Genomic DNA, 16225 nt, shown 5'->3' on the forward strand with positions numbered 1-16225 from the left:
TCCTCGGTCTTGCCGCGACCGGTGGACGTCGGCCGATCCACCGGGCGCGCCGGTTCAGGCGCCGACGACGTAGCTCGGGCTGAACCGCACGGGCAGCGCGGTGAGTCCCCGCATCCACACCGAGGGGATCCACCGGAGCTCGCCGGGCGGCACCGCGAGCCGGATGTCGGGCAGCCGGTCCAGCAGCACTTCGATGCCGGCGCGGGCGATCGTCTCGGCGACCTCCGGTGCCGGGTGGGGGCAGCCGCGGTCCCCGATGCCGAAGGACAGGAACGCGTTGTTGCCGACGGAGTCGGCGTAGGAGCCGGGCCGGATCCGCGGGTCGGTGTTGCCCGCGGCCAGCCCCAGCACCAGCATGTCCCCGGCCCGGATGAGCCTGCCGCCGAGCTGGACGTCCTGGGTGGCGTAGCGCCCGATGTAGTTCTGGGTGGGGGTCTCCTCCCAGAGCACTTCGTTGAGCGCCTGCCCGACCGACCGCCTGCCCCCGGCGAGGCCGATCGCGAACCGCTCGTCGGTGAGCATCAACCGCATCGTGTTGCCGATCCAGTGCGCCACCGTCAGGTGCCCGGCGGTCATCGTGATCAGCATGTCGTAGGCGATCTGCTCGTCGGTGACGCGGTCCTGGTGCCGCAGCATCCGGCTGGTGAGGTCGGGCCCGGGGTTCTCCCGCTTGGCCGCGACCATCGAGTGCATCCGCCGCACGATGCGGTCCAGCGCGGCGGTGCTGTCCCCGCCGCCGATGGAGCCGGTCATGTCGTGGACCAGGCCCTCGGTCTGCTCCGGCGCCACCCCGCACACCTGGGCCAGCACGTAGAGCGGCAGCGCGTCGGCGTACTGCGCGATCAGCTCGGCTTCGCCGCCGGTGGCGAAGGCGTCGATGAGCCGGTCGGCGTGCTGCTCGCAGTGCGCCTGCAGCTCGAACTGGTCGTACCCGCCCAGCACGTCGGCGAAGATCTCGACCCTGGTGCGGTACTCGTCGCCTTCGGTGAAGCCCATGGAGGGCTGGGCGGCGACGTACGGCAGCAGCGACCAGCCCTCCGGGACCCGGTCCCAGTGCCGCCAGCGGTGCGGCGCGCGGGCGAACACCCGCGGATCGCCGCACACCTCGTTGATCTCGCGGTAGTCGCCGACGAACCAGGCGGGCACCCCGCCTTCCAGTTCGATGGGCACGACCGGGCCGTGCTCGGCGCGCATGCGCCGGTACAGCCCGGCCGGGTCCTCGGTGAACTGCGGCCCGTGCAGCGCGACGGTGCCGTCGTGCCGCACGGGGCAGCCCGGCCGGTCGGCGGTACCGGGGTCGGCCGGTCTCATGGTCTCGCCCCTGCGGGCGCGGTGGCCAGCGCGTAGAGGTGGTTGACGAGTTCGATGAGCACGTTCTTGCTGGACGTCCGGTCCCGCGCGTCGCAGTCGATCAGCGGGATGTGCGCGGGCAGCGACAGCGCGTCGCGCACCGCTTCGAGGTCGTGGTCCTGCTCCCCGAAGTTGTTGCGCGCCACGATGAACGGCATGCCGTGGTGCTCCAGCCGGTCGATCGCGTACCAGGAGTCCTCCAGGCGCCGGGTGTCGACGAGCACGACCGCGCCGAGCGTCCCGGAGAACAACCGGTCCCAGAGGAACCAGAACCGCTGCTGCCCGGGGGCGCCGAACAGGTACAGCACCCGCTCGGCGTCCAAGCTGATGCGGCCGAAGTCGAACGCGACCGTGGTGGTGGTCTTGTCCCGCACCGCGGTCGAGTCGTCGATGCCCAGGCTCGCCTGGGTCATGGTCTCCTCGGTGCTCAGCGGACGGATCTCGCTGACCGAGCGGACCATGGTCGTCTTGCCGACCCCGAAGCCGCCGACGATGACGATCTTGAGCCCGTCGCTGGCGGTGCTGCGCAGCGGCCGGCTCGTGGGGTCAGAGCTTGTGGAGTCCAACGAGAACCTGCTTCAAGATGTCGGGGTCGGGGAGTTGCGCCTGCCTGCGGCCGGACGGCGCGGAGGTGGGGTGGCGGGCCGTGATCCGGTTCGTGTCGAGCAGGTCGCACAGCAGGATCTTCACCACCCCGACCGGCATGCCCAGGTGGGAGGAGATCTCCACGACCGCCATCGGCTGCTTGCACATGTGCAGGATCCGGATGTGCTCGGACTGCATGCCGGGGGCCGGGTCGCACTCGCTGACGATGAGCGTGACCAGGTCCAGCGACTCTTCGTTCGCGCTGCTGCGTCCCCCGGTCACGGTGTAGAGCCGGTCCGGATCTTCGTTGTGGAGGGGCCGCCAGGTCATGACAACCCGCTCGGCTGGGCCTGGCGCGGGGGAGCGCTGAGGTAGTCGCCGATCTGCTCGACGAGCTCGTTCATGTTGTGCCCGATGACGCCCACGTCGGCTTCCTCGTCGGCGAGCACGGCGAGGTGCGCGCCTTCACCGGCTTCGACGATGAACAGCAGGCCGCCGTGGAACTCGGTCATGGACTGCCGGACGCCGCCGCTGCCGTCGCCGAACTCGACGGAGGCGCCGTAGGACAGGCTCTGGATGCCGGAGGCGATCGCGGAGAGCTGGTCGGCCTGGTCGTTGCTGAGCCCGGGGGAGTGGCAGACCTTCAGGCCGTCCTTGGACAGCACGAGGGCGTGCTTGGCGCCTGGAGTGCGTCCCAGCAGGTTCTCCAGCAACCAGTCGAGGTTGTGGTCGTTGTTCATCGAGATGTCGGGGTTCCCGGCGTGGCCGGTCGCCCCTGCCTCCATTCCTTCTTTCGTCGGCAGGTCGATCAGCGCGCGTCGTCGGACTGCGAGCCGTCGCTGGGCCGGCTCGCCTGCCGGAACGCGCCGAAGCGGGCGCCCGCGTTCGGCCGCGGCCGGGACGGGGCGGGTTTCTTGGTGGTCTCGTCCTCGGGTCCGGCCGCCAGGGACGGTGCCGCGGCCGCGAGCGTTTCGCCGCGGCGGCGCTTGGGCAGGTTCTGCACGGTCGGCTCCCGTCGGTCGGCGGTGTCGGCGGTGCGGGTGTCGGTGGCGACGTCCTGCCGCGGCAGCGTTCCGGTGGCGGTGGTGGTGCCCCCGCTGGGGACGGAGCTCAGCTGCGCGGGCCGCGGGGTGACGCCGACGCTGCGGCTCGGCAGCGTGATCTCCTCCTGCTTGCGCGGCTGGGTGATCAGCTTGCGCGGGATCATCACGACGACGCCGGTGCCACCGCGCGAGGACGGGCGGAACGAGACGGTGAGCCCGTGCTTGCGGGCGAGGCAGCCGACGACGGCGAGGCCGAGCCGGGTGCCGTTGAGCTTGGTGAGGTCCAGCGGTTCGGAGCCGACGGCGTGCACGGCGCGCTTCATCGCCGCCTCGCTCATCACCAGGCCGCCGTCCTCGATGGTGACGACGACACCGGAGTGGACCTCTTCGACGTAGACGTGCGCGAGCTCGGACGGCGGGGAGAAGCTGGTGGCGTTGTCCATCAGCTCCGCCAGCGCGTGCATCACGCCTTCGGCGGCGTAGCCGACGATGGCGATGGTGCTGGTGGAGTGCAGCCGGACCCGCTTGTAGGCGGCGATGCGGCCGACCGAGCCGCGCAGGATGCTCTCCATCTTGATCGGCTTGGTCCAGCGGCGGCCGGAGCGGGCACCGGTGAGGACCGCGATGCTGTCCGCGAGGCGGCCGGCCTGCGCGGTGGTGTGGTCGAGTTCGAGCAGGTCGCCGAGCACGGATTCGTCGTGCCGCTCCTCCATCTCGCGGAGGCTGGCGAGCATGTTCGTCGACAGCGCCTGCATCCGGCCCGCGGCGTTCGCGCACGCCAGCATGGCGGCGGCGCGGGAGCGTTCCCCGTTGCCGATCTCCTGGCCGAGGGTGCGCAGGATGCGCTGGTGGGTCGGGTTGCGCGGGTGGTCGATCTCGCTGAGCGCGGTGTCCACCGAGGACCCGGACCGCAGCCGGGTGACCAGCGCGGGGAGCGTTTTGTCGGCGAGCTTCGCGGTGGCGCCGTCGGCCTTCTCCGCGCGCGTGCGGTAGAAGTTCGCGTTCTGCATCCCCCAGCTGGCCAGGGCTAACGCGATGCTGATCAGCGCGGCCGCGATGCCGGTGCTCCAGGCGATCACCAGCCGCGCGGGTTCGGGGCTCGCCAGCGCGGCCCAGGTGCTCAGCCCAGCGGTGACGACCCCGGAGATCAGCAGTACCAGCAGGGATCGGGCCAGGTGGCGGCGCTTGGCCGCGGATTGGGTGTAGGTGGGTGCTGACATCAATCAGGTCCTCGTCGCGGTCGGTGGCTCTGGCCTGCGCACCGCGGGCCCTCGGCGGTGCGGTGGGGGAGCGCAGCGCGGGTGGCGGGGCGGGTGCGCCCCCGGCAGCCCCTGGTCCGGCTTGCTCGGTGAAATCCCGCGGATCTCCCCTGGGCTCGCGATGCTACTCACTCTCCGGGGCGTGGAAACACCGGTAGGTGATCTCCGCTGGTGGAGTGCGTGTCCGCGCCGCGGTGCGCCTGGTCGGGGCGGGTTCGGGCCGCCACGATTCCTGCTGCGGGCCTTTTCGGTTCCGCTTCCGGGGTTCAGCCGATCCACGGTTCTGCTATCCGGTCGTACGTTCCGTCGTGCGTCCGCAGGTGCAGCCACTGGTTCACGAACTCCTGGAAGTCCACGTCGCCGCGGGGCAGCGCATAGGCCTTCTCGGCGAAGGTGAACGGCTGGTCGGGGTGCACGGCGCACAGTTCGGGGTGTTGCCTTGCCTGCCATTTGGTCTCGGAACCATCAGTGATCATGAGATCGGCTCGGCCGTTGCGGAGCTGGTCGAAAATCGTGTTGTTGTCGGGGTGCGGAACGATCTCCGCGCGGTGCAACTTCTCGCGGGCGAACTTGTCGTTGGTCCCGCCCGGGTTCACCACCACGCGTACTCCGGGCCGGTCGATCTGCTCCAGCGTCCGGAATCGCGCCGCGTTCTCGCAGCGGGTGATCGGAGTTTTGCCGTCGACCGCGTAGGGCTCGGTGAAGAACACCTCGCGGGCTCGCTCCAGGGTGATCGAGACGCCGCCGACCGCGATGTCGCACCGCTGCCGGAAGTCCTCGTTCAGCGTCGACCAGGTGGTGCCGACGAAGGTGGCGCGTACGTGCAGCGACGCGGCCAGGTCGCGCGCCATGTCGACGTCGATGCCGCTCCAGGCCCCGGCCTCGTCGCGGTAGGTGAAGGGCCGGTAGTCCCCGGTGCTGCACACCCGCAGCTCGCCGCGTTCGGCGACCTCGTCCAACCTGGACCGGTCCGCAGTGGACTGATCGGTTCCCGCGCTTTCCGGTTCGCCGCCGGGAGAAGCGCAGCCGCCGCCGAGCACTCCCGTCAACGCGGCGAGCGCGGCGGCGGACGCCGTTGTTCTCCACCCCATGCAAGCCCTCTCGGCAGCTCAGCTGTGCGGCTCGGTGACGGGGAGACTATCGGAACGAGTGCGCCATTCGTCCACCATGATCGGTCCAGTGATCCGTTCACCGGTTGCTCCACTCCGCGCAACCGGTGCGTCCGGCCGCGTTCCTACCGCGGTAGCCGGGTCACGAAGTCCCGCCACACCCGGAAGTTGAAATGGAGACGACCACCGCCGGGATCCTTCGAATCCCGGATGTCGATGCCGTGCGCGGTGAACCGTGCTTCGACGCAGCTGTTGTTCTGCGGGCCGCTGCGACTGCTCTTGAACCACGAGTTCGGTCGTTCATCTGTCATCTTCGAGTTCCTTCGCATGTTCTGCGATGAAGGCGCGTGTGTCATCGGGCCCCAGCGCGACCGCGCGCAGGCGGTCGAACAGGCGCGTGCACTCGCGGACATCGCGATCTTCCGTCAGGTAGACGCCGCCGCCGATGAAGGTTGGCTGGTGAACGATGTCCGCGGCAAGACCGCCGAACTTGAGGATCTCGAGATTGGAGCCGAGCAGCGGATGATCGGCGGCTGCCAATGGAGCAACCTGGACCGTCACTCGGCTGTTCTGCTCGATCACCTCGACGAGGTGGAGAAGTTGTTGGCGCTGCACATCTTTTCCGCCGACGGGGCGTCGGATCGCAGCCTCACCGATCACGAACCAGATCCAGGGGTGGTCGGGCTTCCGCAGCAGTTGCTGACGTTGCAAGCGGAACTCGACGCGGGCATCCACGTCGTCCTCGCTGTTCTTGAACACGTCGGGACGGTTGAGCCGCATCATCGCCCGGATGTAGTCCTCCGTCTGGAGCAGTCCGGGGATGAGCTCGCTGTCGGAGTAGCAGATCTCGGCGGCGTCCTGCTCGTGATCGCTGAGCCGCCGGAACGCGCCGGGCAGGTTGTCGGAGTAGGTGCGGCGCGGCAAGCGCTGCCGGGCGGCCTTGGCGAGCTCGGCGATCTGCGCTCGCCGGTCGGCCGGGGCGCCGTAGTGCCGCAGCAGCGCGTCGAGCTCCATCATCTTGATCGAGCGCTGCCCGCGTTCGAGCCTGCTGATCAGGCTGGTGTCGCTTTCGATCACCTCGGCGGCGTCCTTCTGGCTGAGCCCGGCGGCGATCCGCAGATCGCGGAGTTCCGCGCCGAGCTGCCTGCGCCCGATCGTCGCGCGCGTCGATCCCATCGGTCCGTCCTTCCCGGCGAAAGCGAAAGATCACCCGTCAGAGACCTGGGTAAGTCACCTATGACACTTTACGATCGGTGATCTGATCGACACGGAGGGTGTCGATCGTTCGCAGCCTAGACCTCCCAGAAGGACGTGATCCCAGTGCGTGCCTGCTACTCGCTCATGCAGCTCACCAGCCCGGAAGAGGGACTGGACCTGCTCGTCGAGCACGACGTCGACCCGGCGTCCGGCGACGAGATCTCGCTGCTGGAAGGGCTCCAGGTGTGGGCGGTGCGCGAGCTGACCGCGCAGCGCTGCCGGTTCGGCCTCTACGTCGCCGAGTTCGGCACCTACGACGCCGACGGCGCGCAGCGCGCGTTCCTCCGCGAGCTCTTCCTGGTCTGGGGCGGCACCGAACTCCTCGCCGTGCACCTCAACCACGGCCCGACCCCGGAGCTGTCCCTCGCCGCCCTCAAGGGGAACGGCCCGCCCGCCCGGCGGGAGCGGTGGGCGAGCCGTCCGCCCGGAAGGATCAGGGCCGGCTCTCCCGCCAGCGGTTGGTGATCGGCAGGCGCCGGTCCCGGCCGAAGGCCTTCAGCGTGATCTTGGTGCCCGGCGGGTACTGGCGGCGCTTGTACTCCGCCCGGTCCACCATCCGGATCACCCGCTCCACCAGGTCCGCGTCGAACCCGTCCGACACCAGGTCCGAGTAGTCCCGGTCGCCCGCCACGTAGCCGTCCAGCACCGCGTCCAGCACGTCGTACGGCGGCAGCGAGTCCTGGTCGGTCTGGTCCGGGCGCAGCTCCGCCGACGGCTCCTTGGTGATCGAGCTCTCCGGGATCGGCGGCACCTCGCCGCGCTTCTCCGCCTCCGCGTTGCGCCACTTCGCCAGCTCCCACACCAGCGTCTTCGGCACGTCCTTGATCGGCGCGAAACCGCCCACCGCGTCGCCGTAGATCGTGGAGTAGCCGACCGCCAGCTCCGTCTTGTTCCCCGGCGCCAGCACCAGGTGCCCGTGCTGGTTCGACAGCGCCATCAACGTGACGCCCCGGCAACGGGCCTGCACGTTCTCCTCCGCCAGCCCGGTCAACCCCAGCGGGCCCACGAACGCCGAGACCATGTCCGCGACCGCGATCTCCTGGAAGTGGCAGCCCAACCGGCGCGCCAGCTCCGCCGCGTCCGACCGCGAGTGCTCCGAGGAGTACTCCGACGGCATCGCCACGCCGTGCAGCGCGTCCGGGCCCACCGCGTCCGCCGCCAGCGCCGCGCACAGCGCCGAGTCGATGCCGCCGGAGAAGCCGAACGCCACCGAACCGAACCCGTTCTTGTGCACGTAGTCCCGCAACCCGGTGACCAGCGCCGACCAGATCTCCGCCAGTTCCGGCAGCGGCTCGGCCGGGGGCGGCGCGGGCAGCGGCTCGTACGGCGCCAGCGGCTCCGGCTGCAGCACCGTGCGCGTCACGTCGAACGCCGGCAGCCGCAACCGGCCCTCCGGCTCCGGCACCGTCGTCGACGTGTGCCCGCCCGCGGGCAGGTCCACGTCCACCACCAGCAGGTGCTCGGTGAACTGCGGCGCGCGCGCCAGCACCTCGCCGCCGGTGCCCACCACCATCGAATCGCCGTCGAAGACCAGGTCGTCCTGCGCGCCCACCATGTTCACGTAGGCGATCGGCGCCCCCGCCTCCGCGGCCCGGCGGGCCACCAGCGGCATCCGCACGTCGTCCTTCGACCGCTCGTACGGCGAGGAGTTCACGCACACCACCAGGTCCACGCCCACCGCGCCCAGCGCCGCCACCGGGCCGCCGTTCTGCCAGATGTCCTCGCAGATCACCACGCCCACGTCCAGGCCGTGCAGCCTCACGATCGGCAGGTCGAAACCCGGGGCGAAGTAGCGCGCCTCGTCGAACACGCCGTAGTTCGGCAGGTGGTACTTGTCGTAGGTCGCCACCACCTCACCGCCGTGCAGCAGCGATGCCGAGTTCCGCAGGCCCTCGTCATCGCGGTCCAGGTGGCCCACCACGACCAGCGCGTCCCCGCACCCGGCCTCGCGCAGGTTCACCGCCAGCGCGTCCACCGCCGCCCGGTTCGCCGCCGCGAACGACTTGCGCAGCGCCAGGTCCTCCACCGGGTAACCGGCGAGCACCGTCTCCGGGAAGGACACCACGTGGGCGCCCTCCTGGACTGCCTTGCGCGTCCAGTCCAGGACCATCGCCTTGTTCCCGGCGATGTCCCCGACCGTCGCGTTGACCTGGGCTAGAGCGAGACGCAACTGCGGCATGAACGTCATCTTCGCGCACCCGCCGGAAGAAGACCCACCGCCCGTGACCAACCCGACTCCGAACGCGTGACACCATCGCCTGAATGAGTCGCCTGCTGACCGCCGCCTGCGCGCTGTTGCTGCTCAGCGGTGCCGCCGCCTGCTCCACCACGCCGAGCGCGCCGCTGCTGGAACCGCACTCCGAGCGCAGCGGTCCCGCCGGGCCCGTGCCCGCCGGGCTGGAGCGGTACTACGGCCAGCAGCTCGACTGGGGACCGTGCGCCGACTACGCCACCAGCAGCGCCGACCGCACGGCCTTCCAGGACCGCGCCCTCGAATGCGCCCGGCTGCAGGTGCCGCTCGACCACGCCCACCCGGAGGGCAGGCAGATCAGCATCGGAGTGCTGCGCAAACCGGCCACCGACCCCGATCAGCGGATCGGCTCGCTGCTGATGAACCCCGGCGGGCCCGGCGCCTCCGGGATGAGCGCCGCCGCGAGCCTCGGCCCCGCGCTGCAGAACACCCCGCTCGGCACCCGCTTCGACCAGGTCGGCTTCGACCCGCGCGGCATCGGCGCCAGCGAACCCGCCGTCCGCTGCCTCACCGACCAGGAGTGGGACGCCGACCGGCTCGACTCCGACGCCGACCCCTCGCCCGAGGGCACCGCCGAGACCGAGCGGGAAGTGCGCGAGTACTCCGGCAAGTGCGCGCAGCGCACCGGTACCGACGTGCTCGCCCACGTCGGCACCCGGGACGTCGTGCAGGACATGGACGTGCTGCGCTCCGCGCTCGGCGACCCGAAGCTCACCTACCTCGGCTACTCCTACGGCACCCGCATCGGCTCCGCGTACGCCGAGCAGTACCCGGGCAACGTGCGCGCCATGATCCTCGACGGCGCCATCGACCCGAGCCAGGACGCCATCGACGAGCAGGTGCTGCAGGGCGCCGGGTTCCAGCGCGCCTTCGACTCCTTCGCCCGCTGGTGCACCGAACGCCGCGATTGCGCCCTCGGCCCCGACCCCGCCCGGGCCACCGCCGCGTTCCAGCGGCTCGCGCGGCCGCTGCTGGCGGAACCGGTGCCCGCCGGGGACCGGAAGCTGTCCTACACCGACGCCACCACCGCCGTCATCCAGGCGCTCTACGCGCAGAACATGTGGCCCGCGCTCAACACCGGCCTCGAAGAGCTCGCCCGGGGGCGCGGGACCGTGCTGCTCACCCTCGCCGACTCCTACTACGGGCGCGACGCCGACGGCACCTACAGCAACATCACCGACGCGTTCAACGCCGTGCGCTGCGTCGACGACCCGCGCGTGACCGACCGGAACGTCTTGCGCGAAGCCGACCGCCGCTACCGCGAAGCAGCCCCGTTCCTCGACGACGGGCTGCCCGCCAACAGCGCCATGGACATGTGCTCGTTCTGGCCGGTGCCCGTCACCGGGGAAGCCGAGCAGCCCTCGGTCAGCGGGCTCCCGCCGCTGCTGGTCATCTCCACCACCGGCGACCCCGCCACGCCCTACGACGCGGGAGTGCACCTCGCCGAAGCGCTGCGCGCCCGGCTGCTCACCTTCGAGGGCACCCAGCACACCGCGTTCCTGCAGGGGGACAGCTGCGTCGACCAGGCCGGCATCGACTACCTCACCGAGCTCGAACTGCCCGCCGAAGGCACCCGCTGCACGTGATCACCACCACCGGCGTCCCGCGAACCGGACGGTAACCAGGACGCAACGGGCGCGGTCCCGCAACCCGCGCAGCGCAGGAATTAGGCTGCGGGCATGAACCGCCAGCAGGAGTTCGTGCTCCGCACCCTGGAGGAACGTGACATCCGCTTCGTGCGGCTGTGGTTCACCGACGTCCTCGGCATCCTCAAATCGGTGGCGATCTCGCCCGCCGAGCTCGAAGGTGCCTTCAGCGAGGGCATCGGGTTCGACGGCTCCGCCATCGAAGGGTTCTCGCGCATCTACGAGTCGGACATGATCGCCAAGCCCGACCCGGCGACCTTCCAGGTCCTGCCCTGGGAGACCCCGGACGGCGAGCACTACTCGGCCCGCATGTTCTGCGACATCGCCATGCCGGACGGTTCCCCGTGCTGGGCCGACCCGCGGCACGTGCTGCGCCGCACCCTGTCCAAGGCCACCGAGGCCGGGTTCACCTGCTACGTGCACCCCGAGATCGAGTTCTTCCTGCTGAAGAACCTGCCCACCACCGGCGTCGAACCCGAACCGGCCGACTCCGGCGGCTACTTCGACCAGGCCAGCCACGACGCCGCCCCGCACTTCCGGCGCAACGCCATCGAGACGCTCGAAGCGATGGGCATCTCCGTCGAGTTCAGCCACCACGAGGGCGCCCCCGGCCAGCAGGAGATCGACCTGCGCTACGCCGACGCGCTCACCATGGCCGACAACGTGATGACGTTCCGGTACACGGTCAAGGAGGTCGCGCTCATGCAGGGCGTGCACGCCTCCTTCATGCCGAAGCCGTTCACCGCGCAGCCCGGCTCCGGCATGCACACCCACTTCAGCCTGTTCGAGGGCGACCAGAACGCCTTCTACCACCCGGAGAACCCCTACGAGCTCTCCGACACCGGGCGCGCGTTCGTCGCGGGCATCCTCACCCACGCGCGCGAGATCAGCGCCGTCACCAACCAGTGGGTGAACTCGTACAAGCGGCTCATCGTCGGCGGCGAAGCGCCCACCGCGGTGTGCTGGGGGCACGCCAACCGCTCCGCGCTGGTGCGGGTGCCGATGTACTCGCCCGGCAAGTCCTCCTCGCGGCGCGTCGAGGTCCGCAGCCTCGACTCCGCCTGCAACCCGTACCTGGCCTACGCGGTGATCCTCGCCGCCGGCCTGCGCGGGGTCGAGAAGGGCTACGAGCTGCCGCCCGCCACCGAGGACGACGTGTGGTCGCTGACCGAGGGCGAGCGCAAGGCCGCCGGGTACGCGAGCCTCCCGCAGAACCTCAACGACGCGCTCACCGAGATGGAGACCTCCGAGCTGGTGGCCGAAACCCTCGGCGAGCACGTCTTCGACTTCTTCCTCCGCAACAAGCGCAACGAGTGGGACGGGTACCGCAGCCGCGTCACGCCCTACGAGCTGCAGAGCCTGATGCCGATGTTGTGACCGGCACCCGACCCCCTGTGACCGGGCTCAAGCCGATCTCCTGGGGTCAGGCCGTGGGCAGCCGGAGGGCGGGGCGATAGGTTCGCCCCCGTGACTGATTCGCAGGCGCAGCCCGAGCCCCCCGGCGCCCCCGACGCCGAAGCCACCGCCGACCTGTTGGAGCACCGGGCCGACGAACCGGAATGGCCCGCCGAGCACCACGACGGCCGGGACGACGAAGCCGCCGGAGCCGCCGGTGACGCGGACTTCGACGCCGAGCAGGCCACCCTGATCGGCTGCACCGTCGCCGGGCCCGGCCAGCTGCCCGCGGCCCGCGTGCTGCGCGAATCGTTCCTGCGCCACCACCCCGGAGCCCGCTTCGTCGTGCTGCCGGTCGGCGGCGCGGCCCCCGGCGGCGACGTGGTCACGCCAGGGCGGATCGGCGTCGACGACGACGAGTTCGCCCGCCTCGCCGTCGCCTGCACCGCCGACCAGCTCCGCGCCGTGCTGCGGCCCCGGCTGCTGCAGCACCTGCTGGCGACCGGGGCGACCGCGCTCTACCTCGAACCGTCGGTGCAGATCTTCAGCGAGTTCGACGACCTGCTGCGCGAACTCACCCCCGATCGGCCCGTGGCGCTGGTGCCGCGCGTGCTGCGCACCCTCTACGCCGACGGGTTCCGGCCCAGCGCCACCGACCTCGTCGAGTCCGGGCCGTTCGACCCGAGCGTGCTCGGCGTCCGGCCCGGCGCGGAGGACTTCCTCGCCGCCTGGGCCGAGCAGGTCCGCGCCGACCCCAGCGTCGGGATGCTCCTCGACGGCGCGCCCGCGCTCGTCGACCACCACGTGCTGCGCGATCCGGGCGTCGGGCTGTCGGTGTGGAACGCGGCGCAGCGCGAACTCATCCCCACCGGCGACGGCGGGCACGCGGTGGACGGCGCGCTGCTGCGCAGCATCCACTTCGACGGGTTCCAGCCGCAGCGGCCGTGGCTGCTGTCCACCCACTACGCCGACCGGCCGCGGGTGCTGCTGTCCGAGCACCCGGTGCTCGCCGGGTTGTGCGCCGCCTACCGCAACGCGCTCGTCGAAGCCGGCTACACCCGCGAACAGCCGCACCCGTACGACGCGCTGCCCGACGGCACCCCGCTGCCCGCTGCGCTGCGCCGCGACTACCTCGACGCGTGGCAGCGCGGGACGGCCCCGGCCAGCCCGTTCGCGCCCGGCGGCGGTCCCGCCGACTTCCTCGGCTGGGCCTGCGAACCCGCCGACGACAAGCAGCGCGCCGCGGGCGGATCCCGGTGGACCGCCGCGGTGTGGGCGGACGACCAGGTGCTGCGCGGCAGCTACCCGGAGCCGTTCGGCGCGGACGCCGCCGGGTTCCGCGAGTGGTGCGCGGGCGTCGGCGTCGCCAGCGGCCGGGTCCCCGCCGCCGCCATCGGCGACCGCGGCGACACCGAGCGCTCGACGCTGGTCGACCAGCTCGGCGTGGCCGTCCTCGGCACCGGGCGCACCGCGGAACTGGTCCGCGCCGCCGTGCGCGCCTCCGGGCTGCCGTCCGCGGACACCCCGTACTACCCGGTGGTGTTGCGCTGCGAACCCGGGCTCGCGGTGCCCGCCGGGCGGCACCTGGTCGACGTGCAGCCCGACGGCACCGATCCGGACGGGGCCGTGGAGGCCTGGGTGCTCTCCGAAGCCGCCCGCCAGGCCACCCGCCGCGCGGGCGGACCCACCACCCGCGTCGTCGCGCTCCCGCTGCTCGACCCCGGCCCGGTGGACCTGCCCACCCGCAAGGCCGCCCGCGCCCGCCACGGGTTGTCCGAGGAGTTCGTCATCGGCGCCTTCGCCGACCACTCCGACGAACGCCGGGACAACGTGCTGGGCCTGGTCACCGCCTTCTTCGCCGCGTTCCCGGAACGGGAGGACGCGCACCTGCTGATCGCCGTCACCGGTGCCGCCGCGCACCCGGAAGCCGCCGAGCGGCTCCGGCTCGCGACCGCCTCCGACCCGCGCGTGCACCTGGTCGAGGACGAGATCGACACGGACGCGCTGCTCGCGACCGCCGACTGCGTCGCCTCGCTGCACCGCCCCGCCGGCGGCGACCGGTACGCGCTGCGGCTGCTGGAGGTCGCCGCGCACGGGGTGCCGGTGCTGGCCGCCGACCACGGCGCCGTCACCGAACTCCTCGGTTCCGCGGGTGCCACTCTGGTGCCCTGCCAGGGCCAGGGCGAACCGGACGTGGAGGCCGCCGCCGCCGCGCTCCGCGCCGCCGCCGACGATCCGGAGGCCATCGCGGCCGCCGGGCAGCGCGCCCGCGACCACCTGCTCGCCCAGCACAGCGTCAACCACGCCGCGGAGCGCCTGCGCGGGCACGTCGAGCACGCCTACCGGAACTGGCGCACCAAGTGGGCCAAGGACCGGCACGGCGACCTGGACGACCCGCTGCACCCGCTGCTGGTCGCGCGGCACGCGCTGCACCGGGCGCCCGACGTCGGCGCGGGCGGCCGGAACTCCGTCGCCCCTGCGCTGCGCAAGGCGGTGCTGCGGGTGCTCAGCCACTACGACGACCACATCCGCGACGTGCTGCGCTCGATGGTGGACGGCGTCGAGCAGACCGCGGCGGAGCTGCTGCGCCGCCAGTACGACGCCGACGGGGGCGGGGAGGAGATCGACCAGCTCCGCGCCGAGCTCGGCCGCGTCGACCAGCGCCACGACCAGCTCGACGAACGGCTCACCAGCATCGACGACGGCATGGTGCGCGCCCGGGCGGACCTCGCCGACCAGCACCGCAGGCTCCGCGCGCTGGAGGGCGGCTCCGCCGCGGAGCCCGGTGCGCAGGACGACCTGCTGGCGCAGCGCCTCGACAGCCTCACCATCGCGGTGGAACGGACCCTGGACCGGATCGACGCGCTGGAGCAGGAGCGCGAAGCGGCCCGGGAGCAGGAGCTGGAGACGACGCTGCGCTCCGCCACCAGCGACGCGGCCTACGCACTGCACCGGACCGACGTGCTGCAGCGCATCCTGCTGCGCGAGCACGAGCGCAACACCGGCGCGGGCGACGGCACCAGCACCCCGGTGCTCTGCGACGCCGGGCTGCTGCGGCTGCCCGCCGACGACGGCCTGATGCTGCCGTGGCTGTCCTCGCACGCCACCTGGGACGCGGAGACCTCGGCGCTGATCGATTCGCTGCTCGAACCGGACGGGGTGTTCCTCGACGTCGGCGCCTACGTGGGCTACCAGGCGGTCCGGGTGTTGAGCAGGCTCGGCAACAGCGGTGCCGTGATCGCGGTCGAGCCCAGCGCGGACGGCCGGGCCCTGCTGCAGCGCAACGTGGAGGTGAACGTGCCCGCGGCCTGGGGCCAGCGGCTCACCACCATCGAGGCCGCCGCGTGGGACGCCCCCGCCGACCTGGTCGCGGAGCGCTCGTTGGCCGGTGGGGTCTCGGTGCGTCCCGCCGAGGAGTCCGATCCGGCCGAGGGCCGGGTGCCCGGCGTCCGGTTGGACAAGGAGCTGGAGGGCACCGCGACGCTGCACGACATGACCCTGTCGGTGGTGCACGTCGACGTCGGTGCCCGCGTCCACCGGGTGCTCGGCGGCCTCGTCCGGCTGCTGCGGCGGGACCGTCCGTCGATCATCTGCTCGTTCACCCCGGCCGGCATCGCCGAACTCGGCGACGACCCGGCGACCGCGTTGCGCGAGTTCGGGACCTGGGGCTACGAGCTGGTCCCGGTCGGGCGCACGACGGCGGTTCCCGCGTCCGAGCTGTTGGAGGCCGTGGAAGCGGCGGGCACGAGCACGGTGAAGCTCTGGCTCCGGCCGAAGGGGAAGTGATCCTCCGCCGACGGTGGATGTCAAGGGTCTGACCAGGCGATTTGACATTCACGGAGAGTGTGCGTAACTTTCTCTTCGTCGCACGGCAAGCCGGACGGAACAGGACGCAAGAGCCTGGCGGGGACGGCGAAGGTGGCGGCGCCCGGGTTTCACCCGGAAGCGCGCACCGGACGGGACGAGCGGGTTTGACACCGCGAAGCGGACCGGGTAACGTACGGCAGTCGCTGAAAACGAGAGGCGCTCCTTCGCGGAGCGGGTCACGACTCAGCAGTGGACAACTCCAGAACAGGTCGACGATCGGGCCGGCCAGGGACGCGGGAAACCGCGGAAACGCGAAAGCGACCCCCCCTGAAACGGCCGGAAATCGGGCCTGCTAGAGTTTGGAACATCGCAAGAACGAAAGACGGAATGAACTGACTCCCCGGAGTTCGCGGCCCTGAATGCAGGGGTTGTGGGTGATGGTGCGGGTGTGTTCTTTGAGAACTCAACAGCGTGCCGATGATGGTGAGTGGTAAACTCATCTTGATGAATTATATGCCTCGGT

General features: G+C 71.5%; 13 protein-coding genes. 4 read left to right on the plus strand and 9 right to left on the minus strand.

The genetic code is table 11. From position 1 onward, the window contains the following. Nucleotides 1–54 precede the first annotated feature (54 nt). The 8 genes from LCD31_RS04550 to LCD31_RS04585 form a co-directional block, all read right to left on the minus strand. On the minus strand, nt 55–1311 hold the full coding sequence (locus LCD31_RS04550; protein WP_224956175.1) for a cytochrome P450: 1257 nt from the start codon (nt 1309–1311) through the stop codon (nt 55–57). Further along, nucleotides 1308–1916: an ATP/GTP-binding protein gene (locus tag LCD31_RS04555; RefSeq protein WP_224956176.1), complete on the minus strand. Its 609-nt coding sequence runs from the start codon at nt 1914–1916 to the stop codon at nt 1308–1310. Before LCD31_RS04555 ends, LCD31_RS04550 begins: the two co-directional genes overlap by 4 nt. After that, the gene (locus tag LCD31_RS04560) at nt 1897–2265 is read right to left on the minus strand and encodes a DUF742 domain-containing protein (RefSeq protein ID WP_224956177.1); all 369 of its coding nucleotides are present in this window, start codon (nt 2263–2265) and stop codon (nt 1897–1899) included. The genes LCD31_RS04555 and LCD31_RS04560 overlap by 20 nt, the downstream gene beginning before the upstream one ends. Continuing rightward, nucleotides 2262–2720 (minus strand): roadblock/LC7 domain-containing protein, encoded by a 459-nt coding sequence (locus LCD31_RS04565; protein WP_373689972.1) that lies wholly within the window; start codon nt 2718–2720, stop codon nt 2262–2264. The genes LCD31_RS04560 and LCD31_RS04565 overlap by 4 nt, the downstream gene beginning before the upstream one ends. Before the next feature lie 23 nt (nt 2721–2743). After that, nucleotides 2744–4198, minus strand: a complete 1455-nt coding sequence (locus tag LCD31_RS04570) for a sensor histidine kinase KdpD (RefSeq protein WP_224956178.1) — start codon at nt 4196–4198, stop codon at nt 2744–2746. 305 nt (nt 4199–4503) lie between these two features. After that, on the minus strand, nt 4504–5328 hold the full coding sequence (locus tag LCD31_RS04575) for a transporter substrate-binding domain-containing protein (protein ID WP_224956179.1): 825 nt from the start codon (nt 5326–5328) through the stop codon (nt 4504–4506). Nucleotides 5329–5471: 143 nt separating this feature from the next. Beyond that, nucleotides 5472–5657 carry a DUF397 domain-containing protein gene (locus LCD31_RS04580; RefSeq protein WP_224956180.1) on the minus strand — a complete coding sequence of 62 codons (186 nt, stop codon included), beginning with the start codon at nt 5655–5657 and terminating at the stop codon, nt 5472–5474. Then, entirely contained in the window at nt 5647–6522 is an 876-nt protein-coding gene (locus LCD31_RS04585; protein ID WP_224956181.1) for a helix-turn-helix transcriptional regulator, read from the minus strand. Before LCD31_RS04585 ends, LCD31_RS04580 begins: the two co-directional genes overlap by 11 nt. A 135-nt stretch (nt 6523–6657) precedes the next feature. Between LCD31_RS04585 and LCD31_RS04590 the strand changes: the two genes are divergently transcribed. Then, the gene (locus LCD31_RS04590) at nt 6658–7068 is read left to right on the plus strand and encodes a hypothetical protein (protein ID WP_224956182.1); all 411 of its coding nucleotides are present in this window, start codon (nt 6658–6660) and stop codon (nt 7066–7068) included. Here LCD31_RS04590 and LCD31_RS04595 read toward each other — a convergent pair. Next, complete coding sequence (locus LCD31_RS04595; protein WP_224956183.1) at nt 7037–8782, minus strand: NAD+ synthase; 1746 nt, start codon at nt 8780–8782, stop codon at nt 7037–7039. The genes LCD31_RS04590 and LCD31_RS04595 overlap by 32 nt on opposite strands. An 83-nt stretch (nt 8783–8865) precedes the next feature. Between LCD31_RS04595 and LCD31_RS04600 the strand changes: the two genes are divergently transcribed. The 3 genes from LCD31_RS04600 (at nt 8866) to LCD31_RS04610 (ending at nt 15681) form a co-directional block, all read left to right on the plus strand. After that, complete coding sequence (locus LCD31_RS04600; protein ID WP_224956184.1) at nt 8866–10440, plus strand: alpha/beta hydrolase; 1575 nt, start codon at nt 8866–8868, stop codon at nt 10438–10440. A 93-nt stretch (nt 10441–10533) separates the two neighbouring features. After that, entirely contained in the window at nt 10534–11877 is a 1344-nt protein-coding gene (glnA, locus tag LCD31_RS04605) for a type I glutamate--ammonia ligase (RefSeq protein WP_224956185.1), read from the plus strand. Between the two features lie 90 nt (nt 11878–11967). Continuing rightward, entirely contained in the window at nt 11968–15681 is a 3714-nt protein-coding gene (locus LCD31_RS04610) for an FkbM family methyltransferase (protein WP_224956186.1), read from the plus strand. The last annotated feature ends 544 nt before the right edge of the window (nt 15682–16225 follow it).

Origin of the sequence: Saccharopolyspora sp. 6M, assembly GCF_020176775.1 — a bacterium.
Taxonomy (GTDB): domain Bacteria; phylum Actinomycetota; class Actinomycetes; order Mycobacteriales; family Pseudonocardiaceae; genus Saccharopolyspora_C; species Saccharopolyspora_C gregorii.